The organism is Pseudoalteromonas luteoviolacea S2607, from assembly GCF_001625575.1.
In the GTDB taxonomy this organism is placed as follows: Bacteria; Pseudomonadota; Gammaproteobacteria; order Enterobacterales; family Alteromonadaceae; genus Pseudoalteromonas; species Pseudoalteromonas luteoviolacea_E.
In genome coordinates, this window is sequence record NZ_AUXV01000056.1 from 732,704 (window position 1) to 755,514 (window position 22,811).

Consider the following 22,811-nt stretch of genomic DNA (forward strand, 5'->3'; position numbering starts at 1 on the left):
TTATAAAAAACGCTGTAGAGCAGATGTAAAAAAGCCCCAGTTTCACCGGGGCTTTCAATTTATTGAGTAGGTGTCAAAACCTTCCCAACACTAATTAGCATTGAGTGTAGCTTAGTTGATAGGTAAAGTGAGAGTACCTGTTTTAACTTCAGCATTACTCTTTAGCTGATAGCTGTAGTAAACCGTCACTGAGTTTGCGTTACCAGTTTTGTTATCTGACAGCGATAAGTAATCAGTGTAATAAGATCTTGTAAAACGGTAAAAACCATTCTCTACATTTGCACCAGCACTTAAGCCCCAATAATGTTCATTGTTCGCAACATTGGCCAAATATTCACCGTAAGTGTTATTGTGATAACCGTTTCGGACGACCTCAACCTCATTAGGGTTTTCATTAGTAACTGACGTATTGTTCATCACATATGAATCAATTCTAAGCGTAAGGTTTTCTACTGAATTAAGGTTTTGCGGCAGAATAAAACGTATGTCATTAGAATAATCAGTTGCCGTTGAGGGAACACCAGCGCTGTTGGCCGCAACGATTGGCGTGCCATTGGTAGTAAAGTTAAAGTTATCTGCAGTTAGGGTATTTATATCAAAATCAGTACCTTTCGAAAGGTAATCATGTGACACATAAACTCCAACATGTTCAGTTTCACCTGAAACTAGATTCTTTACAGAACTAACATTCACCCGATATTCGTAGTTAGCCTCTAACTCGCCATCTGCTGTGATAGTTAATCGCGTGTTATCCAAATCTAAAACAGCATTATGTGCTACATCTGTTGAAGTTGTTTCGGTATAACTCGTGCCACCACCAGAAACTACAACTTGGTTTGAAGCCTGAGTTGAAATACCGTCTGCCACAAGTTCAACCGGAACGTTGAAATAGATTTGGACTGCATTGTCTTTTAAGCTCTTAGCTCGTACAGTTTTTACAGCCTTCACGCTCGCTTCTGAAGGAATGTAACTTTCTAAACTGGTAACAATGTTCAGCGTATCATCAGATAACTCAGCTTGATAATGAGTATCGCCATTGTAAACGCTATATGCCGAGTTGTATTCACTGTAATTAACTCTAACGTTTCTTGATTGGTAAACAACCCCATCAACTTCAAAGCTAGGGATCATTAGCGCTAACTCACCAAAGAAGTTCGCTTCAACAGCATACTGCTTAGACTCTTCATCATACACTGCATTATCAGCACCACGCTCATTGCCTTCAACAACAACACGTCTTACTTTCATTTCATTGCCTGACTCATCTAACACGGTTAGAGCAACGGTGAATTCATGTGCGTTGATAGCGTCTAAATAAATCTGGTGAGTTGAATCTACATTTGCTGCACGCGCCAACATAGCGTGTCCATTATTGGTTGCGTGAAGCGTTTCATGTCTGTAATCAACGTTGCCGTCGTTGTCAACATCTGCCGAAAACAGTAAATCAACAGGTAAGTCTTTAGCGACTTGAATTTGGTACACGCCCTTTTCTTCATTGAATGTCGCTTTTGTTGCAAATTCCTCATTTGCAAAATTTACAAACTGAAGGTTTTTCCAAGAGTTGTGCGTTGCGATAAGGTCATCAGCCCAAATAGTCAGACCTTTTACAACCTCTTCACTCTTTGAGTCTAAGATACTAAACTCTTTTGTAACACCTTCTGAAACTTCTAGGTTTAGTAGATCAATTGTCGAGTCTACGCCTGCAGCAACATAGCCACTTGTGGTTGTCATAAAGTGTCTAGTCAAAAACGCATTGCTTTCACTTGCTACTCTAACAACAATATCTCGACTTGCTGGTAATCCATCAATACTAAATGTACCGTCTTCAGCAACTGAAACGGCAGCAGTCCATGCGTTATTCACAAATACACTTACTTTGGCATCTGCAACAGTTGCACCGTCGGTAGCTGATACGACTTTACCAACAACAACCGCAGGCGCTTCTGTGTTTGCTTGCTGTTCTTTTAGTATGTCAACTTGCTGCTGTAAAATCTGGTTTTGGCTATCAAGACGATCTGCAACTTCTTTATTACTATCGTCTTCAACTTCTAAACAACCAGTTAGTGCAAAACAAGTAGCTAGTCCTAGGGCAACTTTTGAATATTTAAACATTAATATCTTCCTGTATTAACTTTATATCATTTTGTAATCGGCGAGTATTAGAACATAACTTTTTAGGAAAATATTCATGTTGCAAAATAAAATTCATGATAGACCAACTTTTCGAACAACATTTAGGCAAGATCACATCTTAAAAATAACATCAATAAGCTTATTCGACACAATGTAATAGAATGTAAAAATTCAGAATTATTGAAATGACTTACTTGGTAAATAACCGAGAATAAAAATTAACATAACAATTACAAAAAACATAGTAACGAGCTAAGCGCTCATTACTATGTATAAAAACCTGCTAAACTAGTCGATATTAACTTTCTTTATGTTAATTGAAATGCTGCCTCTAGAATATGTAGATTCACCAATCAAAAATAAAGAAACATCACTTTGCGGTTTAATATAAACAGGGCTTGATTCGTTAATAACTTTAACTTCTTTATCGCCATCGATATTTATATAACTCATGCCTACTGAATTATACTTACCACCTAAGTTATTATAAGAAGCGTTATTCTCCATAATTTCTAAAGAGTAAGTAAAATTTGGTTCAACGCTATGTGTTAACACTTCACCTGAACCCGCACCTAACGCATTTAATTGTGCATTCAAGGTAACTAAATCACCCTTGATTTTAGACACGCCACTGACCTGAATGCGCAGATCACGAATGGTTACGCTTGAATCAGTTGTGTATGGCGTAAAAGCTATTTTGCCTTCTCGAATAAAACTTTTAGAAAAACCTTCACTTTCATTAAAACACGTTGAGAAAGTTGGCCTTGCTAAACTACTTGACCGGCCACTTTGGCGATTATCACCTCTATACGTATCACTATAAACGAAATACTTGTACAGTGTAACACCAGCCTCACCAGGTGTTGAGCCGTTACCAGAATACTCCGTATCCAATTCAAAACAAATAGACTCAATAGAGTCAAAATGTTTTGAAACATCTACATATGCTTTAGAAAACTCAGATAAATAACCTAGCTCTTTATTATTTAAATCAAGACCATTAGCATCCAGTTCATTATAGATCAATGGAAAAGGAGATTTAGCCACAGGTGTTAAATTATATGTTGAAATTGAAGCTTGAGCCGAGATAGAAAAAATAAATGCTGAAGTTAGAATTGCTTTATTAAGCATGTGTCGTCCTTTTATTAAATATAAGCATAGCCCCTCTATGCCGCTGCGAATTATATATATTAAAAAAACCAAGTCAAACAAATAACATAAGTAAATTAAATCAAGAAAATAAAAGCCATTCACCAATCTAAAACCAGCTAAAAATTAATTATATAAATAAAAAACATTATTAAAATGTTAATGCACATGGCAAAACAACTGCTATGCTTAACGACTAGTAGTTTATTCAGAGAGTCAACGATTGATGTTTGTACGTTGTGCCATTTGGCTATTATGGTTAGCTACTGCAAGTGTTTTTGCAGCCCCATTCACTGAAGCTGAGTTCGAAGATCTCAGAACAGAGATAAGAAAAGCTTCTGCGCAATCACCATTAACAGCTATTGCTACCACAGACAATATTTTAAAGAGATACGATACACAGCTTTCGGTTAGACAAAAAATCAGATTGCTGTATGGAAAGGCCTGGTTTCAAATCCAAACCGATGATGTACACAGTGCCATTTCTACCCTATCAATTTGCAAAAGAATGAGCATTCAAGTTACTGATCCGACGATTCTATATAGCTACTATAGCCTCACAGCTGGCGCGTTAACTCGAATGAGTCTGTATGAGCGTGCATTAGAGAACTACTTAGAGAGTTATAAACTAGCGGCTTTAATGGACACAGACCTATATTTGCGTCAGACCGAGAATAACATTGGAAATGTCTACCTTAAGTTAGACCGCTTTGAAGACGCAAAAACCTACTTCGAACGCTTCTACCAAGATGCTAAAAGTAGAAATTTGCCTCAACAAATGGGGGTTGGGCTAAACAATTTAGGTGAAGCATATTTAGGTTTAAAAGATTACAAAAAGGCACTCGAACTTCACAAAAATAGCCTCAGTTTAAGAGAGGAAAATAACCTTACATATCACAGCTCTTGGTCTCATCATAATTTAGGCCGCACATACTTAGCACTCAAACAATATGAACTGGCAGAAAGTCACCTGATCAAAGCGATTGAAATTAGGGAACATAGCAATGCAATCGCAGACAGTATTGGACCTAAAATTGACTTAATCAGGCTTAGGATTAGTAAAGGTGAGCAAACAGGAATTGAATCTATCCTCGAAGGAATTATCACCTTAAGCGCTCAACATGCTCGTCTACAAGAGAAGGCGCAAGCATATGAATTGTTAGTTAACTACTTTCAACAAAATCAACAATGGAAAAGTGCATTCAATACCGCCCAACAGCTCATGCAAAATAAGTTTGATTTTTTGCAACGACAAGCAGAGATTGGGGTCGCTTTTTATGCCGCTCAAATGAACCTTGCAATAAAAGAGAGAGACATAGCAACGCTTACACAAGAAAATATGCTGCACCAAATCAATACCCAAGCGGCAAGAAATCAACTGATTTTAGTTTTAGCTGGCGTACTAATAATCGCACTGTTAACACTGTATTTTGTAAGTAGAATAAACGCGAAAAACAAAGCGTTAATCGAAACACTTGAAAACCTCAAGTCAACGCAAAAGCAATTACTTGAGTCCGAAAAAATGTCGGCTATGACGACTTTGGTATCTGGCATGGCACATCAGCTTAACACCCCTTTAGGCTTGGTTGTGACATCCGCATCATGCCTAGAAGATAAGTTAAAGGAGATCCTTGCGCTTTTAGCTGGTAAAAAGCTCAGTGCCAAACAATTGCAAACCTTTCTTGAAGACGCGTCAGAAATGCTCGCAATGACGGCCAACAACTCAGCCCGTGCTGCTGATTTAATCGCACGCTTTAAAATGATTGCCGCAAATTTAGATACCAGTGAAGCGGTTAATTTTGAAGTACTTGATTATCTCACGCAAAGATGTGGGTTGATTGCCCAAAGCCTCGAAAAAGGCATTAAACTAGAGGTGATAGGTACGAGTGTACAACTCCACTCTCACCCTGAAATATTATTGAAGGTGATTTCTCAACTGGTCAACAACTCCTGTACCCATGGCTTTGCAACACAACATGCGGGCAATATTTCAATAGAAGTGAAAGAGCGAGACGAGTGGGTAGTGATAATATATGAAGACAACGGTGTGGGCATTAGTGAAGAAGATCAGCAGCATATATTTGACCCCTTTTATACAAGTCAGTTAGGTCAAGGCAACCTTGGATTAGGGTTGAACATTGCCTACAACTCAGTTGTACATGTTTTGAAAGGTGAAATCAGCTATGAACACCAACCAACCGGCGCTAAGTTTATCGTACGTATCCCCAAGAACATCGAATAGAGACAGTGTAGCAAATAGGTTGTAGCAGCCAACAAGGCCGTAATGGAAGACAAGCCTCAATCAACTAGTTGGGGTCTGAATTTTGCCATTTGATAGTAATCGTAAATATGAGTGCAATTTAAAGGCCGCGTTTTAGCATCATTCCCTCAAAATTTCTTCTAATAAGTGCACCAAAAAAACCGTATTTTTACATTACATTTCAATATTTATATCATTTTGATCAAATTTTAAACAAAAATATTATAAGTATTTGGTCTCTTACATATTGTTTTTAGACCGTTCCAAGCTTAAAGTTATTTAGAAACACACACCAAATTGCTGATAAGTTTATCGCAGTAAAGCGCCTATTCAGTCAAAGGCTCAAGTAGTTGAACCGCTTGTATGCACTGTATTACAGAGCTGATGTTCAAGTGAATAATCAGTAGGAAAAACATGTAAAACATAAGGAACAGACATGAGTATCAACAAGCGATTTAAACTTTCGACCATTTCCACAGTCATGCTATCTACTATCAGTTTGTCAGCTATGGCTGATGCCCCAGTATTTGATGGCCATTCTGACACGCAAAAGGTCGCTGTTAAATCAGTTAAAGATCAACGCTATATTGTTCGATTCAAGCAAGACCTTTCAGGTGGAAAAACAAACTTTAATGATTTCATTGCACTAAATTACTTATTTACAGCCGGTGCTGAACCATTATTTTCACTGGGTGAGCAACAAGCGATGGTTGCACATCTAGACGAATACAGCCTTAAAACACTACGCGGCTTCTCGTCCGTTGAATCCATAGAAATAGACCCTAAGCGCTATTTGTCCCCTGCTATAAAATCACAACAGACCATCACGCCTTTTGCCCAAAGCACACCTTATGGCATTAATATGGTGCAGGGTCATCTGTTATCGCAATCCAACACCTCTGCAAGGAAAGTCTGTGTTATTGATACTGGCTACAACTTGGGCCACCCCGATTTGCCATATGGTAATGTGACCGGAAATGCGAATAACAATGCCGTAGGTAGATGGAACAATGACGGCAATGGCCACGGCACCCACGTTGCGGGTACTATCGCAGCTGAAAATAATAATCAGGGCGTGGTCGGTGTGTATCCTGGTATGGATCTGCACATTGTAAAAATCTTTGATGATAATGGTCAGTGGACATACGCATCAGACCTTGTTAAAGCAATCCAACAATGTAAAGACGCGGGCTCACATGTTGTAAATATGAGTCTGGGTGGTGGCAACTACTCAAATAGCGAAAACACGGCAATGCAAAACTTCGTAGACGGCGGACTTATGCTCGTAGCCGCTGCGGGTAACGACGGAAATAGCTCAAAGTCTTACCCTGCGTCTTACAATTCTGTTATTTCTGTTGCATCTGTCACGTCAAATGAATCGCGCTCTTCATTCTCACAGTACAATGACCAAGTTGAAATGGCAGCACCGGGCTCGAGTGTCAATTCTACCTATCCTACCAATACCTATAGAAGTTTAAGTGGCACATCAATGGCAACCCCTCACGTTGCAGGTGTTGCAGCACTTGTTTGGAGCCACAACACCCAGTGTACAAACCAAGAGATCCGCGCTGCACTCAACGCCACAGCCAAAGATAAAGGCGCAGCTGGTCGGGACAACTACTATGGCCACGGTATTGTTAAAGCCAAAGATGCCTCAGACCATATTGCAGCTAATGGATGTCAAGGCGGTGGCGACCCAGGCGGCGTACAGCCAGTAAATGGCGCTTTGCCAAACCTTCAAGGGACGCAAAATGGCTGGACACATTACACATGGGATATCCCACAAGGCGTGAAAGAAATGAGTTTACAAATCACTGGCGGAACAGGCGATGCAGACCTGTATGTGAGATATAATGCACGCCCTGATGCAAATAACTATACCTGCCGTCCATGGAAAAATGGCAATGAAGAACAGTGTGTGTTTACCAACCCTAGTTCAGGAAAGTGGCACATTAGTTTATATGGTTACAATAACTACAGTGGTGTAACGTTAAACTACGCATATAAATAGCAAAATTTTCAGCGGGGGCTTCCCCCGCTATTTGATTTTATCAATATAAGCACATTCTAAAATTGACCCTATACTTTGCTTTTGTCACTTCTGCCACACCCCAGAATGAAAGCACCACCGTCTCAGCAAGGCAATCAACACCGTCAGTTTTTGACTAAACACGGGTGTGATTAATAGGTTTGTGGGCAAAGAAAAAGCCCCGAAGGGCTTTGATTATTATTTATATAAATCGCAAGCCTATGCAACTATATTTTCAATATAGCATTCCATTTGTTGCATAAATTTATTAACCAATTCAATGTAATTATCGTTACAGGTATCAGCTTGATTGTCCTCCATGTAGAACTGAATTCTTTGCATAAAAACTTTAGGTGGCCCATAATTTTATACATTTCAACGATTTCTTTTGCTGTTTTATCTTTGAAAGAAATACCTAGACCTTTACTGTTTGTAACATCTAATCTTTCCTACTTGCCTCAAACTCAATAAGGTGAATCGATGCCTTATTCAACATCTCCATTAAGTCATTCGTGCTAACAGTAAAGTTACAGTCCCACATCGTAACCGTAGTTTTTTGAGAATCGCTGCACAATACTATTTCTCCCCATTGGTTATTGTCGTACATTAATTCAGCATAAAAAATACCCCTATCATCACAATGTAACAGGCCATAGCCTAGTTTATTGTTCATTTGTTAGGCTCCCTAAAACCTGATAAGTTATTTTCACTTGGGTCAAATCAAATTATTCTACCATCAGGTGCTACTGCATCGACAACGGGAACGGTCTGCCCATTTTTCTTTGCTGTTTTATTAATTAGTTTTGTTTCAGGTGTCGTAAGAATACCGTCTACAATATCTTGAGCTTTTTTATTCTGAACTCTTGCTTTTCTGCTAGAAGATGAATAAATACTCCCTTCGCGTTGAGAGTGTTTGTCTAGACTAAAGTCAGCTCTTGTGCGCCCTCCTTTATATGGTTCAGCCGCTAGCTGACTTATCTCATCTATATTATTTGTAACCTTATTCTCAACCAGTCCCCCAACAGTATCAACTAATCTATCGGCTACCTTAACTCTATTTTCAATGACAGTTTTACCCTTATAGAATACGGCATGGGAAAACTCCGAGTCCACTATTGCTTGCAATGCCGGCTGGTAATCCATTTCAATGAACGATTTTCCTTTTTCGAATGCGCAATCGTGCAAAACCTTGCCGCGATGGTAGGTGTGTTGCAAAGCTTGGCCCAAGACGCTTTTGTCTTTTTCTTCAATAACATCAGAGATTGTGTAAGACGATCGATATTCTTGCGATAACTCCTGCATTTCCGTATCTACATCTGATAAAAGATCGCCAAATACGTTTACAGCTTCGTCAATACATTTACCTGCGGCTTGCCACCCTTCATGCTCATTAACATAACTGTACATATACCTCGTTGGGCCCATGTCAGCCAGCACGTCATTGAGTTCCTCAAGGGATGCTTACCGACAATACTCAAAGGCGGCACTCTAGGCTTACATCTACGTATCACTTCGGCGCCCTGTAGGGTTTACAGTGGGTTAATAAGGACTTATGTACAGCGATTTACTGCATACAATAGATAGAAAGCAAAAAAGGCACTTTCAAAGCACCTCTTCGATTAAAACTTAAGTAAAACGCTAGGCTGATTTTCTAAAACCATGTAGCGCAACCTGCGACAATATGAAAAGTGTCAATGTCATGACCAAACCAAACAACATCACCGGTTCATATCCTTCAATGATTGTTGAGATAGCCCTAGCAAAAAAGTTGAAAAAGAAATACATAGTTGCTGGTAATAGAAGTAGCCAATCTTTTTTGTAAGCACCAATTGCAGTGATCACTGCCAAACTCAAAGTCGGCGCGCCTAGCGTCCGTAAATTAGTGAAACCGTAATTTGTCACTGCATTAAATCCGCTTGGTTGGTTTATTAATTCGGGGAATAACATTGTCACCAGCGCAGCCGAACCAAGGATTAGTACAAATAACCCAGATAGGATTTGTGCAAATTTAATCATAATATGTAAACCTTTATCGTATTGATTTAATGATTTACATACTAGCTTTGTCACCAAATAAGCACTTGCATTATCCAGCTAAGAATTTGCACTTTTCAATCAATCGTTACATTTTCTTAATTGTGAAGGTGCCACTTGATAATGCTGTTTAAAAATACGAGAAAAGTAACTCAGCTCCTCAAAACCACACTCTAGCGCAATTTCTGTCACACTTTTATCGGTTAGCTTTAAAAGTTGCTGTGCTTTTTCCAGACGCTTTTTGATAAGGTACTTGTTAGCACTTGTACCATAAACTTGCTTAAACTTACGATTAAATGTTGAAGGACTCATGTGACATAAAAAAGCCATTTCTTCCACTTTTAAAGGCGTGTATAGGTGGGTTTTCACCACTTGCTGTAATACAGGTTGACTTGGCACAAACAGTTGGTTCAACAAAGCTAACACAGTTCCACTACTGTCACTGGCTATAATCAGCTCTATCAACTCCTGTATTTTCAGCGCTACTAACGTTTCAGTTATTAAATCAGATTGAGATATGTAGCCCTTGATTGACGCAAAATAGCTAGCAAGTAACCTTGAGTCCGACAGGACTATTGCCGAAGTACCTACAGTGTTCAGTTCAACCCGGTTACCGTCCACCCTAGACGGCAATGAATCAAGATAAAGCTGCTGTACAAACGATTGCGTCAATCGCACACCTGCAAACTCCACGCTATTTCCTTGGTTACTCTCCAACCACCTGTTGATGAAATTGTCAGATTTCATCAACAGCGTATCACCAGCCGACAATGAAAATGCCTTACCCGCACAAATAAGAGAAGATTGCCCTTTGAACACATGAACAATTCTCGCCTCGTTCACTAATCCATCTTGATATGTATAAGGTGCATTAAACCTGCGCAGGCCCATCACTGTTTGACCATGATATTGAATACCGTTAAACACCGAATTTTGCGTAGAAGGCATAATTTTAGCTATCGCTCCTTTTTAGCGGGTTTTAGCTGGATACGTTTGGGCTTAGTAAAAACATTGGCTCAATAACATATCAAAATATAAGAGCAACTTCTGCGTGTAAAAACTATATACCGCATTAACGATTTGAGGAGCGCTTAAAAAATACCAGACTCCAAAGAGGCCCAAAAATAAACCACATGAACACCGTAAAAAACGGTATCTTGAACCAAATCTCAAGTGCCTGTGTTTTCTGAGGATCATTAACAAAAGCAGTTATCAAAATAAGTAGCGTATAAATTATTGCGACAGCAAGAATGCAGCGACCCCAGAGCTTTAAATCATCTATTACGGCGGCCCACCCTATTAAAGCTGTCTCAGTATAGTCAGTACCCTTAAACTTGCTTTCACACACCTTATCGGCCCAAGTAATAAGCAATTTTCCGAAGGCAACCGTAAAGCCTATGTATGCAGCAGCTAAGCCGTGAGCAAATGTTGCACTTTGCCCTTCGTTGAGATCTAACATGACAAATATTAAAAGGAACAAATCTACTACAGGCACACTCGCGAGAATGTAAAGGCTAAACTTTTTGTTATCGAGTAGATACCGCACAGCAAACCCACAAAAAAGTAAAACCCAAAACGCCACCTCACAGGCTAAAATTAAAATATAAATAATACTAAAATCATAGAACATACTTTAATTCTCACAATCGAACTAGTCACTACTATTGCTATACTGCTAGCGAACTGTCTTCAATATAATTCAAGCAATACTTTATCACAGATGCGCATCACACAATAATGCAAATCTATCAATTCACCACCTAGCTGAAACCAGCAAAAATACGTTTAAACTGCGTACCAACATTACTTTATCAATTCATAGCATGTTACATATTTACATATATTAGATTATTGTAATTACCCAGTTATGTTATTAGCATAATGGTGTGATAGATATTGATATCTAATTAGATCATTTAATAATGGCCATCAATTTAACTATATAATTCAAGGACAACTTAATGAAAAGAATAATAACAACATTGAGCCTCTCAGCTTTACTTGTTGGCTGTACAACACAAATCAAGGAATCAGATTTCATAGCACAAGATGAGTCTACAATTGCGTACTCTAAAACATTCATCGATGAGCTTAACGACCGTACACCAAATCATGACGTTAAACCTATTACTCTATATGTAGAGGATGAGTCCATCGAACTAAATGGTTTGTATTTAGATAATAACAAAACCACTAAAACTATCTTATACATCCCAGGCAATGGCATGAGTGTAGAAGATGCCGCAAAAAGCGCGCTCATTAATCTTGCACGATACCAGTTTGATATCGTTATTTTTGATAGAAGAGGGCTTGGTGCTACCAAAGGAAAAGCAACCATTGCCAATCTAATCAAAGATGCCAATTTAAGTTATCAATTCACTAAAGATCAACTAGGTGCAAGCACGCTTATTGTACATGGCTTCTCATTGGGCAGCTTTGTTGCCGCACAAGTAGCTAAACAACAACCAATTGACGGCCTCATTATGGAAGGCTCTGCAACCAATATCACTGAATGGGTCGACGAGGCAATGCCTTGGTATACAAAAATGCTTTTTAACGTTCAAGTAGATAAAGCGTTTTATACTGTTGATAACAAAGAAGTTCTGCAAGATACCTACAAAGGCCCTTTATTGGTCATTGGTGGAGGGAAAGATGAACAAACCCCAATTGCACTTACGCATGGGTTATTTTCGGCGAGTCAGAGTCAAAATAAGCAGCTTGTGATTGCAGACGAAGCTGGCCACAATAATATGTTCGAAAATAAAGACGTTAGAACAGCTTACCAAACCTTCTTGTCACACTTATAAAAGTGTGCAGCTGTGCAAGCAACAATAGATAGGTATCAATGTTCATCACACATATGAGTATTGATACTTTTATCTCCGTCAGGTACGTGTTACAACCTAACCCCCAACGAGTTGAGACCATAAAATCATGGCCGTTTATAATAATTAAGAATTTTGAAAAAGCGGACCTAGTGAAAAATATTTTATTTCCATAATATGAATTTATTGGTCAAACTTTAAAAGCATTAACTAGACAGCCTATTTATATTAATACCAATCCAATTTTTAAATTGTTAAGAATGAAATTATACGTTTAAAAAAATAAACATTCTAACTATTGCAATGCTACTTACAGCATGCTCTAGCTCCACTAAAATCTCTCACGCTATAAAAGCAAACCACTCAAAGCCCACAACTTGCTCAAATATCGTAATTACAAATAATAATACCGAAGCACCAGAGTACTTTTCAGATGCAATTCAACCTTATTTAAAGCAAGAACTTAAAAGCAACGCTATCTATAAAAAAGCAGGCGGTAGTCATGTAACTATACGCGTCAACGGCTATCGCATGCGTTCTGATTTTAGTAGAGCAATGTTCGGAATGTTTGCTGAAAAAGGCGGGGGGGGAATCAGAAGCAGTTGTAACCGATGAACAATTTGGTGCCTTCGGAAAATCAACCTTCTCTAGTTACAATATTATGGCCATTGGCGATATGCAAAATATCGCTCGTATGCACGCAGAAGAAATCGCAAAGTGTTTGCGCAATGATAAACCAAAGAAAAGCTAGCAACTCAAACATCGTGTTAGCTCTATGCAAAATGGGGCACGCAAATTGTTAAAGCTGCGCGTGCCCTACTTTGTGCACCATATACTAATCACACTACCTGCGCCTCATATCCGCCAGCCTTTTGCCAATTTCGGACTTACTTAGCCACACTCCTCTTGTCATAACTCCAGCTATTTCACGGGTGTTAGAGATATCCTCTAAAGGATTTGCATCGAGTAATACTAAATCTGCGGACTTTCCGGTTTTGATACTGCCGAACTCACTTTCTCGCTTGAGAAACTTCGCTGGCTGTATGGTAGTTGAACGCAGAATTTCAATGGAGGACATGCCAGCATCCCGCATCCACATCATTTCCTCATGCAGTGAATCACCAGGTATATTAAATACCTGAGGAGCATCAGCACCTAACAAAACTCGTCCTCCAGCCTGAATGTACTCTTTTAAAAACTCCAAACGAATTGCCATATACTCTGCAATTAGCTCTTTAGAATAATACTCATCATTTTGGAGTCGTGATTTTGCTCTTTTCCAGTTATTAAGCTCTGAGTCTGTCACTAATTTATATCTTGGTTTCTGTGCTAATTCAGCAGGACTTTCAGGAGAAACGTATCCCCAGACCATGGTTTGTGTAGGTACTAAATACACGTTAGATTGTGCAAGCTCACTGGCTAGGTCTTTAATATGCTTTCTATTGATTGTATTAACTAGTCCAGTGCCAAAAAACCCCATACCAGAGAAATCTCGATTACCAGAACGCAGAGAAAGCTCTGCAAAAATACCGTCTAAGTGCTCAATGGTACCTTGGCCAAGTTCTATACTTTTAAGTATGCCTGTTTCAGCGGTTACGTGACCGCTAAAGTCAAATTTTAGCGCATACGCTTGTTTTGCAACGCTTTGAAATTCGGCATCGCTCATACCTGGGTGTATTTTGATGAAATCGTAACCTTTCTCAAATTGTGCTTTAGCACGCTTTGCCGCTTGCCCTTTACTAACTATGCTATTTCCATTAAAAGATGGTCCCGAAGTAATCAGCCTAGGTCCTGAGATTTCATTATCTTTAAGCTGCCGACGAACTTTAAGATGTGACGGGTGCCCCAGCATCCCTCTAATTGTCGTAATACCAAATGCATTGAAAAGAAATAGATGCTCATGCAATTTACTATCACCACCCCAGAAAGGGCGCACATGAGCATGCATCTCAGTAAACCCCGGTACTAGGTACTTTTCAGCAGACGCTATTATAATCGTTTCTGGCTGAGCTTTGAGCTTACCAATGCGTACGATTTTTCCACCCCGCACGAGCACATCTTGATTTTTGTTAAATTTTCCAGATTTAATATCTAGCACATTTGCAGATTTAAATAACACATCCTGAGCAATCAAGGGTGTGCTCACTAACAAAAATACCGAAGTAAAGACTAAACGCAACCGTGCAAACGCCATGATGTTATTCCTTTATAAGAGACTTGAATTCACTATACCTTGCTGATATTTAATTACAATTTTAAAAAATTGGTTGCAAAAAACCACGCTGACACACTAATTTAACTTGAAAGAAACATAATTAATACTTACCCTTATGTTTCTAAAATAGATAAATATAGTAGCGTTGATTAATACCCTAACTTTGTTGGTAATTAGTAACACTTTTTATCAGAGTTAGGCCTAATAAGGACACGCGCTAAAACAATTATTAAGGACAAACAATGACTTCAAAAACAGCCTTCTTTGGCATCGCATTAACCACTTTAACACTCGGCTTGAATGCTAATGCAGGACAAGATATTACGTTTAAATTAGCTGCAACTACTGACGGCTCAACACATTCCGTGCCCATGCCGATTATGGGCCAGAATGCATTCTCATTTGACATATTGCTAGACTATCAATATCAGAGTAATGGCGGCCGATGCATTATTTCGTATCATCAAGATTCGTGTACCATAGAAAACATGAGTGGCGCAGTGACCCTGTCTAATATTCACTGGGGAAGAGCTTCTATCAACGGTTCAATTCAACAGATCTCTAGCTGGATGTATGTAAACGCTCAAGAGCCAACTGCAACAGTTTTAATCCCTTCAAGTAACGTACACTTTTATTATCTGAATAAAGAGAAACCAACATCGACGTTAAATGTGTATGGTCGCTCTTCCTTACAGGTCAGTAATTACGGCCGAGCAAGTCTCCAGACAACTAAAAATGCGAATAACACAGGTTTTGAAATTGCGCGAGTTCCTGCATATACGAGCGAGTATGGTGTCAAATTTCCAATGATGGCTGGTTGTATGAATTTAGCGGTCCTAAACACTACAGCATCAAGCATTAAAAGGGTTAACTTCACTCAGGCAGACCAGTCTACGGGCCCAATTACCACTACCTTATGTGTTCCCGGTAATGATGTAACGACCTTTGTAGGTATTGATGCTAAAGCTGAACGCGTTGCCAATATCTCAACACAGGTTCCTGACGAACTAAAACACCTATACTAAAAAGAGCATTCACTCTTGATAAATTTCTAGGGCTAGAGCATATCTGGCCCTAATTGCACATCTTCTTACTTTCGAACAACACACTTGCTCGTTTACCACGGTACCTTTCGATACTAGTCGTCAATTAAAATGACAGAAGCGTCTAACTTGGAATGATAGTGTTCAAATATCAAAAGAGGGAACTTAGACCGGCGAGTAATTAAATAGGCAGTTACACTAAAATGAGTACCACACATGAACTTTCATTTTTTTCTAAATGTTCTATACGTTCTAATTATAGATTGACAAACTTATTCCAGCTGAATATATTATCGCGACGAGTGAGCGGTCTTCTATGATCTGAATCAAGCCTTAGCGTTGGAATAGAAAAATCAAAACAACTTTTTGACTTCTCCAATGCTTTAGACGACAAACATTGCAGTTTTGTAGCATCGCTCTTCATTCAAGTTTTTGATATGTAATAGCATGGAGATATGCGATGGATCATTGGTCAGATTTTTTCCCTTATATTTTTATGGCAGTTAAGGTTATCGCGTTAGGCGTTGCTGGATATTTCGCCGTAAAATGGCATTTCGATCAAGATAGAAAGTTAAAAGAAAAAGAGAGTAAAGAAAGCTAGCTCGTGCAGACAGCAGCGCTCTTAGCAATTCAAAAATATTTTAAGAAGACTAAGATTGTTAGCAGTTTGACCAAAGCAAAAAATGAAAAGGCATCCAGTATTAATGTAATGGGTGTCTAACCAAATTTTTCCTTGGTTAGTATGTAGTCCAAACTTGGCACTTTAAAAGCGTTTCACTGACTCATTGCACCCCGAAAGCAAAAAAGCTCGGTATATAAACACCCAAGCCCGCCTTCACGTTTATTTACAAACCAATTTTTCAATCCTAACCAGCAAGATCACATAATCCATTTTTTACATGAAATACAGCATCGCAAGCTTATTTTGGTAAAAGTATGTCCTGTAGGCAGCACTCTATTAGACTTCTACGCAGATAAATAAATAGCCTGTGAAGCAGGAAACTTTCTGATGCGCTTCAACGTCACCACACTCTCACGCTTACGTTTCTATAGGTTTATTTCCCTCACTATAATAATTTATTGTTATCTAATTGACTGGTATTAGTACAGATGTTTGCTAGGCTTGCTATATAAGATGACCTCATTGACATACCAACAATGTCCATGCATAGCAGGTATTTGGATGCAACTTTCTGAATTACAAATAGACTATATAAAAGAGTTATTCAATGTCGGACTGGGTGAAGCAATTGTTGAGCTTAACGATATGATTAACGAAGAAATCTTGATGTCTGTTCCGAATTTTGACCTTTTCGAAAAAAACGCCATATTCGAAAAGCTGCAAATTGAGTCAGATCGTAATGTCACGGCCGTCGTGTTGCCAATTCAAGGCGGTATGGAATGCAATGGTATTTTACTGTTTCCAGCTCAGCACAGCCTAAATTTAGTCAGAAAGGTACTCAAAGAAACAAGTGGCGCAGACACCTTAACGGCTTTAGAAGTTGAATCACTCACAGAAATATCCAGCATCATTCTTGATGCAATTATCACTTCAATCAGCGACATGATGCACGTATCTATCAGTACAGGCATGCCATCAGCCTATTCAGGCTCCTTTCAAACTCTCGTGGATAAGTATTATGTAGGTGATACTGTCATGTCTGTAGGTATGCATTTTGAAATCAAAGATAGCCAAGTCAGAGGCGATATTTTATTTGTACAAGACATTTTAGTCATTGAAGACTTTTTAGAAAAAACTAATCAAATGCTATCTGAATTGGGGCTTTAATGACACAGGGCAATAAACCTCCTGAGTATTTGACCGAAGCAATCAATCGTACCGATCTCGGTATGATAGTTATAAACTGTCGCCGGGAAATAGTCTTTGCTAATGATTGGGTAAAAGAGCACTGTACGGTTGAGGGTAATATAGAACAAAAGCCCATAACAGTTGTATTTCCCAATCTTCCCCCACGCCTAAACAAAGCGATGGAAAAAGCACTGAATTTGCGCCGTGCAGCTATATTATCAAATAAACTCAACCCAGCCCCATTTCCTTTTTATCGTGATAAACAATCAGTAAACGAACGCACACTAATTTCTCAAGTCGTTAAAATTAAACCAATTAATGTGGATGAACAGTATTGTCTGATAGAAATCATCGACATCTCAGAAAGCGTAAACCGCGAAACGGCACTTCATCAATTGGCAACAGAAGCCAACCTCAAAGCAGAACAAATTGAAGCGCAAGAAAAACGCATTCGAGGAATTTTTGAAAGTGTCAAAGATGCAATCATCATCGTCGATGCTGGCGGTATGATACAAATGTTCAACCACACTGCAAACGAGTTACTCAACAGTGCGCCAGACACCTTACACAACATCAACCTACACCAATTTCTTAAAGAAAAAAACCAACCTTTATCCGAGGCCAATGGCGGTGTAAACCAAATGGCTGCCATGCTGCCCCTTTGGGCCAAATATGCGGACTCAATTGAACTAGAAATCACGCCATACGGAAAAGTCAGTAGCTTTTCAGCTGAGCTTTCCGTTAATACGGTTGAACTGTCAGAGCAACGTCACTTTGTTGTTGTATTGCGCGACATCACTGAACGAAAGCAATATGAACAACAACTCGAAACTATGGCGAAATTTGATGAACTCACGAGCTTACCGAATCGCACTTTGCTAATGGACAGGATTCAGTCTGCAATTGGTAGGGCAAAACGTTTTGATAATAATGTGGCCATTATATTTTTGGACTTAGACCGCTTTAAGATCATCAATGATACCTTGGGGCATGACACCGGAGACAAATTGCTTCAACTTGTCGCAACAAGGCTAAGCGAAGAGATAAGAGAGCTGGATACAGTTGCCAGACTTGGGGGGGATGAGTTTGTTATCTTGCTCGAAAGCTTAGAACATAAAGAGCATGCGGCCAAAGTGGCTGAAAAAGTTGTTACTGTTTTTGAGCCTGCTTTCAATATTGAAGGCCACCAGCTATTTGTAACCGGCAGCCTTGGTATTGCCACCTACCCAGAAAACGGAGAGACCGCATATGACTTAATTAAATGTGCCGATACCGCAATGTACGCCGTCAAGGACTCATCGCGGAACAACTATATGTTCTTCTCAGAAAAAATGAACGAAAATGCGAGAAAGCATTTAGAGCTTGAAGCAGAATTACGCTTAGCTGTTAAAAATCGGCAATTTTCTATCGTGCTTCAACCCCAGCTCTCCCCCGACAAAAAAATATTACACGGTGCGGAGGTATTAGTCAGATGGTTTCATCCCACAAAGGGCTTTATATCGCCAGTTGACTTTATTCCCATCGCGGAAGACAGCGGTTTTATTGAACAGATATTTGACAGCGTTCTTGACCAAGCCTGTCAGTTTTTAGCGCAGTATAAACACACTTTACCGCAACACTTTAGAATGGGCGTCAATATTTCTCCTAGACAATTTTCTAGTGATACCTTCATTAAGCGATTTATGGCAGTGCTTGATCGTTACCAATTAGAAACATGCTTCTTTGAACTCGAATTGACCGAGGGAATGTTAATGAAGCGGACTGACGAGACCATTGCGCTGTTGCGTAGCTTAGTTCAAAAAGGGTTTGTGATCTCTATTGATGATTTTGGGACAGGATATTCCTCCTTGGCGTATCTTACGCGCTTTCCCTTGCATACATTGAAAATTGACCGCAGTTTTATCATCGACCTACCCGATGATGAAGAAGCCGCTCAGGTTTGCAAAAGCATTATCGGGCTCGCTAAAAACCTAGGACTGATGCTAATTGCTGAAGGCGTGGAAACAAAACAACAAAACGAATTTTTGGCCGCTGAACACTGTGATGTAATTCAGGGGTACTATTTCGCCAAACCAATGCCTGTCGACAACTTTGTCGAGTGGCTAAACGCACTTAATGCTGAGTCGAATTAAACGACACAACAATTGGATGTTTTTTAACGAATGACAAGATTTATCCTAAACTAATTATTAAGCGTCAAATGGGAGAATGTAGATGAAAGCACTGGTTGTGGACGATAGCTTAGTCGCTCGAGCACAAATAAAAAAAGTCTTGAAAGAGGAGTACCCTGACATCGCAATTGATGAGGCCAAATGCGCCGCAGATGCAATCGCGTTGTTAGAGCAAACAAACTACGATATTTTTACTATCGACTTTAATATGCCCGGCGGCACGGGTGATGAAGTTATAGTGCAAGCAAAAGCCAGATGCCCCAACGCAAAAATAGCGCTACTCACAGCCAATAAGCAACTCCCGATGAAAGACAAGTGCCAAGAATGGGGGGTAAAATTACTTGAAAAGCCCCACTTCAAGAACGCGTTAATCGACTTTCTCACTTGTACTAGCAGCACATAACACAAAGAAATTCATTTTGTGCAGTAACTCATTGAGCTCTCTTAGCATTGCAGCACATCAGACTTTGCAATGATTGTGATGTGAAAGCCAATCATTTAAAACCGTATCACCTTGATTCCGCCCGTAGCCCAATCAAGATAAATCCAGACTAAACTCTAGATAAAACGGGGTCTGTTTTCATTACCTTTGCCATAAAATCTAGAAAGCTCCTCACTTTTAGAGGTGTATAGCGGTCCTTTGGGAATACGGCGCTTATTGGGTAGCGCTTATAGTAGTCTTTTAAAATATGAATTAATCTCCCAGCCTCCAGCTCTTCGTAAACCATCCATTTTGGCATTAAGGCAATACCAGCATCCGCCAATAACATTTCCATTAACCCCACGCCATTGTCACATTGAAAATTGCCTTTAACCTCGACCTGTGTTGTTTTCGATTGGTCACTAAAAACCCAAACTGTACCTCGCTTTGGAGATAAGCTATAAATCAGACAATTATGCTGCGCCAATTCACCCAATGTACTGGGGGTCGTATGTTTAGCCAGATATTTGGGTGACGCGACAATAATGAGTTCGTCATAGCCTAAATTTTTGGCAACCATTGACGAGTCTTGTAAGTCACCTAACCTAATCGCAACATCAATACCTTCTCTGACTAGATCCACCATATTCTCATCAAATTTTATGTCTAATCCTATCTCAGGATACAGCGATAAAAACTCAGACATGACCGGAGCAACATACATACTCCCAAACATCATTGGAACAGTAATCCTTAAGTGCCCTTTTGGTGTTGCGGTTAACGAGCGTGCTTCGGCTTCAGCCTCGTCAATTTCCATTACGATGTTAGACACGCGTTCAAAGTAGACTTTACCTGCTTCAGTTAAAGTGTGTTTGCGGCTGCCACGAACCAACAACTTCGTACCTAATTTATTCTCAAGGCTCGCAATGCGTTTGCTAATCGTTGCTTGATTCGTATTCCACTCCATCGCCACTGCGCTAAAACTTCCTGTTTCAACCACTCTTATAAATGAGCGCATCGCAATAATTGAATCCACTTACATTCCTCACAGGCATACCTAATATGCCATCAAACCTCTATTTATGACACTAGAGCATACTTCATACTCCTTATCAATAAATATGAAGGGCTCTTTGCCTTTCTTTGTTCAGTTCCAATTTGAAGGGGAAGCACATGAACACAGATGCAGTACGCATTATTGACAAACAGACACTGCCAATTGGCGGTTTTGCAGGCATCGTCGAAACACGTATGGCGATGAGCCCAAAGGCTTGGCCACATGCACTCACTAATACTCAAATTAGCCATGGGTTAGATGACTTTATCTATCTTGCCTATGGTCACTTTAAGCCAAACAACGGCGCGCCACTTCACCCCCACAAAGACGTTGATATCGTGAGTTTTATCACTTCAGGCAGTGTAGGTCATCAAGGCACTTTGGGAGATGGCACCATCATCAACGGTCCTGGAGTTCAAGTTCAAAGAGCGGGAACAGGTATGCAGCATGCCGAGTTTAGTGTAAATGATGAAAAAGCAGGTATCGTCCAGATATGGTTTTTACCCCCTAGAAACGGCCTCCCGCCGGCCTATCAAAACTTCACGCTCGATAAAACAGGTTTAACGACTGTTTTAGGTGGTAGCGACAGCGACACATTTGACAGTGATATGCATTGTCAAATTGGTTTTATCGAGGATGACAAAACATTGGCCTTAACCAAACCATTTGTCGCCATTATCACTCGCGGTACTGCAACCATTAACGGAAAAAAGGTGACAGAAGGACAACTTATTGAAGGCAAAAACATGTCTTTAACAGCCATAGAAAATCTGGGCCTTGTTTTAATCACACAAGGAGAAGGCAAATGAACATATTAGCCTTAGGCGCATCCAGCAATAAAAACTCTATAAATAAAACACTCGCTAAGTACGCAGCAAGTCTAATCGAAGGCGCATACGTCGATATTCTGGACTTAAACGATTTTGAACTCCCGATTTATAGCGAAGATAGAGAAAAAGAAATTGGCCAACCAAAACTTGCTCAGAATTTTATCGCAAAAATGAACGGTGCAGATGCCGTGATTGTGTCTTTTGCAGAGCACAATGGTACTTATACCGTCGCCTTTAAAAACATTCTAGATTGGGTCAGTAGAATTTCGAGAAGCGTTTATCAGAACAAGCCTGTCATTTTCTTATCAACCTCTCCAGGTCCCGGCGGCGCGTCAAGCGTGCTAAACACCGCATTGCAATCAGCTCAATTTCTGGGCGCGATTGTCAAAGGTAGCCTCTCAGTGCCAAGTTTTTATGAGAACTTCGACATATCAACTCAGCAGCCTACTAACCCCCAAATTCAGAATGAATTAAACAGCATTGTCAAAAGCCTAACAAACCACATTGGAGAAAAACATGTTTAAAATCCAACATCACGTGACAAGTGCCGTAATCGCACTCTCTCTGAGCGTTACAACGTTGCATGTTAACGCCGGGGCTGATCCCATATCAGCGACTATTTTAGAGTTTGCAAACTCCAACACTTTGTTTGTAGCTGACTCGGATTTAGGTCAGATTTTTGCGTACTCTTTACCCTCAGTACCCTCCACCAAAACTTCTGAAAGTTACAATTTAGAAGGCGCAGGGACAAAAATCGCTTCGCTACTGAATGTTAGGCCCACAGCCGTTAACTAACATGACATTGCGATTCACCCAACGAGCAAAGAAGCATAT

Annotated in this window: 21 protein-coding genes; 12 read left to right on the forward strand and 9 right to left on the reverse strand. The window is 39.7% G+C overall.

Features of this window, described 5'->3' with window-relative positions; translation table 11 throughout:
- Nucleotides 1-111: 111 nt before the first annotated feature.
- Both N480_RS19980 and N480_RS19985 read right to left on the reverse strand, forming a co-directional pair.
- On the reverse strand, nucleotides 112-2,112 hold the full coding sequence (locus N480_RS19980) for a hypothetical protein (protein ID WP_063374188.1): 2,001 nt from the start codon (nucleotides 2,110-2,112) through the stop codon (nucleotides 112-114).
- A gap of 309 nt (nucleotides 2,113-2,421) precedes the next feature.
- On the reverse strand, nucleotides 2,422-3,264 hold the full coding sequence (locus N480_RS19985; protein ID WP_063374189.1) for a hypothetical protein: 843 nt from the start codon (nucleotides 3,262-3,264) through the stop codon (nucleotides 2,422-2,424).
- Nucleotides 3,265-3,508: 244 nt separating this feature from the next.
- Between N480_RS19985 and N480_RS19990 the strand changes: the two genes are divergently transcribed.
- Nucleotides 3,509-5,524 carry a tetratricopeptide repeat-containing sensor histidine kinase gene (locus N480_RS19990; protein WP_063374190.1) on the forward strand — a complete coding sequence of 672 codons (2,016 nt, stop codon included), beginning with the start codon at nucleotides 3,509-3,511 and terminating at the stop codon, nucleotides 5,522-5,524.
- A 454-nt stretch (nucleotides 5,525-5,978) separates the two neighbouring features.
- Nucleotides 5,979-7,553: a S8 family serine peptidase gene (locus N480_RS19995; protein ID WP_063374191.1), complete on the forward strand. Its 1,575-nt coding sequence runs from the start codon at nucleotides 5,979-5,981 to the stop codon at nucleotides 7,551-7,553.
- 457 nt (nucleotides 7,554-8,010) lie between these two features.
- Here N480_RS19995 and N480_RS20000 read toward each other — a convergent pair whose 3' ends face one another.
- The 5 genes from N480_RS20000 to N480_RS20020 form a co-directional block, all read right to left on the reverse strand.
- Complete coding sequence (locus tag N480_RS20000) at nucleotides 8,011-8,244, reverse strand: hypothetical protein (RefSeq protein ID WP_063374192.1); 234 nt, start codon at nucleotides 8,242-8,244, stop codon at nucleotides 8,011-8,013.
- Nucleotides 8,245-8,291: 47 nt separating this feature from the next.
- On the reverse strand, nucleotides 8,292-8,978 hold the full coding sequence (locus tag N480_RS20005; protein WP_155732905.1) for a hypothetical protein: 687 nt from the start codon (nucleotides 8,976-8,978) through the stop codon (nucleotides 8,292-8,294).
- A 231-nt stretch (nucleotides 8,979-9,209) separates the two neighbouring features.
- Nucleotides 9,210-9,587, reverse strand: a complete 378-nt coding sequence (locus N480_RS20010) for a hypothetical protein (RefSeq protein ID WP_063374194.1) — start codon at nucleotides 9,585-9,587, stop codon at nucleotides 9,210-9,212.
- Nucleotides 9,588-9,686: 99 nt separating this feature from the next.
- A complete protein-coding gene (locus N480_RS20015) occupies nucleotides 9,687-10,553 on the reverse strand; it encodes a helix-turn-helix transcriptional regulator (RefSeq protein ID WP_063374195.1) in 867 nt (288 codons plus the stop codon).
- Between the two features lie 124 nt (nucleotides 10,554-10,677).
- Nucleotides 10,678-11,151: a hypothetical protein gene (locus N480_RS20020; protein WP_155732906.1), complete on the reverse strand. Its 474-nt coding sequence runs from the start codon at nucleotides 11,149-11,151 to the stop codon at nucleotides 10,678-10,680.
- A 415-nt stretch (nucleotides 11,152-11,566) separates the two neighbouring features.
- Between N480_RS20020 and N480_RS20025 the strand changes: the two genes are divergently transcribed.
- On the forward strand, nucleotides 11,567-12,412 hold the full coding sequence (locus tag N480_RS20025; protein WP_063374197.1) for an alpha/beta hydrolase: 846 nt from the start codon (nucleotides 11,567-11,569) through the stop codon (nucleotides 12,410-12,412).
- Nucleotides 12,413-12,998: 586 nt separating this feature from the next.
- Entirely contained in the window at nucleotides 12,999-13,181 is a 183-nt protein-coding gene (locus N480_RS25475) for a hypothetical protein (protein ID WP_155732907.1), read from the forward strand.
- A gap of 93 nt (nucleotides 13,182-13,274) precedes the next feature.
- Here N480_RS25475 and N480_RS20035 read toward each other — a convergent pair whose 3' ends face one another.
- Nucleotides 13,275-14,624 carry an amidohydrolase family protein gene (locus N480_RS20035; protein ID WP_081231937.1) on the reverse strand — a complete coding sequence of 450 codons (1,350 nt, stop codon included), beginning with the start codon at nucleotides 14,622-14,624 and terminating at the stop codon, nucleotides 13,275-13,277.
- Between the two features lie 263 nt (nucleotides 14,625-14,887).
- On the opposite strand from N480_RS20035, the gene N480_RS20040 reads away from it, so the two are divergent.
- The 5 genes from N480_RS20040 (at nucleotide 14,888) to N480_RS20055 (ending at nucleotide 20,072) form a co-directional block, all read left to right on the forward strand.
- Nucleotides 14,888-15,670 carry a hypothetical protein gene (locus N480_RS20040; protein ID WP_063374199.1) on the forward strand — a complete coding sequence of 261 codons (783 nt, stop codon included), beginning with the start codon at nucleotides 14,888-14,890 and terminating at the stop codon, nucleotides 15,668-15,670.
- A 478-nt stretch (nucleotides 15,671-16,148) separates the two neighbouring features.
- On the forward strand, nucleotides 16,149-16,289 hold the full coding sequence (locus tag N480_RS25675; RefSeq protein WP_196761522.1) for a hypothetical protein: 141 nt from the start codon (nucleotides 16,149-16,151) through the stop codon (nucleotides 16,287-16,289).
- A 582-nt stretch (nucleotides 16,290-16,871) separates the two neighbouring features.
- On the forward strand, nucleotides 16,872-17,477 hold the full coding sequence (locus tag N480_RS20045; protein ID WP_063374200.1) for a hypothetical protein: 606 nt from the start codon (nucleotides 16,872-16,874) through the stop codon (nucleotides 17,475-17,477).
- Entirely contained in the window at nucleotides 17,477-19,630 is a 2,154-nt protein-coding gene (locus N480_RS20050) for a putative bifunctional diguanylate cyclase/phosphodiesterase (RefSeq protein WP_063374201.1), read from the forward strand. The genes N480_RS20045 and N480_RS20050 overlap by 1 nt, the downstream gene beginning before the upstream one ends.
- Nucleotides 19,631-19,712: 82 nt before the next feature.
- Nucleotides 19,713-20,072 (forward strand): response regulator transcription factor, encoded by a 360-nt coding sequence (locus N480_RS20055; RefSeq protein ID WP_063374202.1) that lies wholly within the window; start codon nucleotides 19,713-19,715, stop codon nucleotides 20,070-20,072.
- A 148-nt stretch (nucleotides 20,073-20,220) separates the two neighbouring features.
- Here N480_RS20055 and N480_RS20060 read toward each other — a convergent pair whose 3' ends face one another.
- Entirely contained in the window at nucleotides 20,221-21,126 is a 906-nt protein-coding gene (locus N480_RS20060; RefSeq protein ID WP_063374203.1) for a LysR family transcriptional regulator, read from the reverse strand.
- Nucleotides 21,127-21,263: 137 nt separating this feature from the next.
- Between N480_RS20060 and N480_RS20065 the strand changes: the two genes are divergently transcribed.
- Genes N480_RS20065 through N480_RS25680 form a run of 3 tightly spaced genes read left to right on the forward strand, consistent with a single transcriptional unit; the run spans nucleotide 21,264 to nucleotide 22,772 of the window.
- Nucleotides 21,264-21,956: a pirin family protein gene (locus N480_RS20065; RefSeq protein WP_063374204.1), complete on the forward strand. Its 693-nt coding sequence runs from the start codon at nucleotides 21,264-21,266 to the stop codon at nucleotides 21,954-21,956.
- Complete coding sequence (locus N480_RS20070) at nucleotides 21,953-22,501, forward strand: NADPH-dependent FMN reductase (protein ID WP_063374205.1); 549 nt, start codon at nucleotides 21,953-21,955, stop codon at nucleotides 22,499-22,501. Before N480_RS20065 ends, N480_RS20070 begins: the two co-directional genes overlap by 4 nt.
- Nucleotides 22,494-22,772: a hypothetical protein gene (locus tag N480_RS25680; protein ID WP_196761523.1), complete on the forward strand. Its 279-nt coding sequence runs from the start codon at nucleotides 22,494-22,496 to the stop codon at nucleotides 22,770-22,772. The genes N480_RS20070 and N480_RS25680 overlap by 8 nt, the downstream gene beginning before the upstream one ends.
- Nucleotides 22,773-22,811 lie beyond the last annotated feature (39 nt).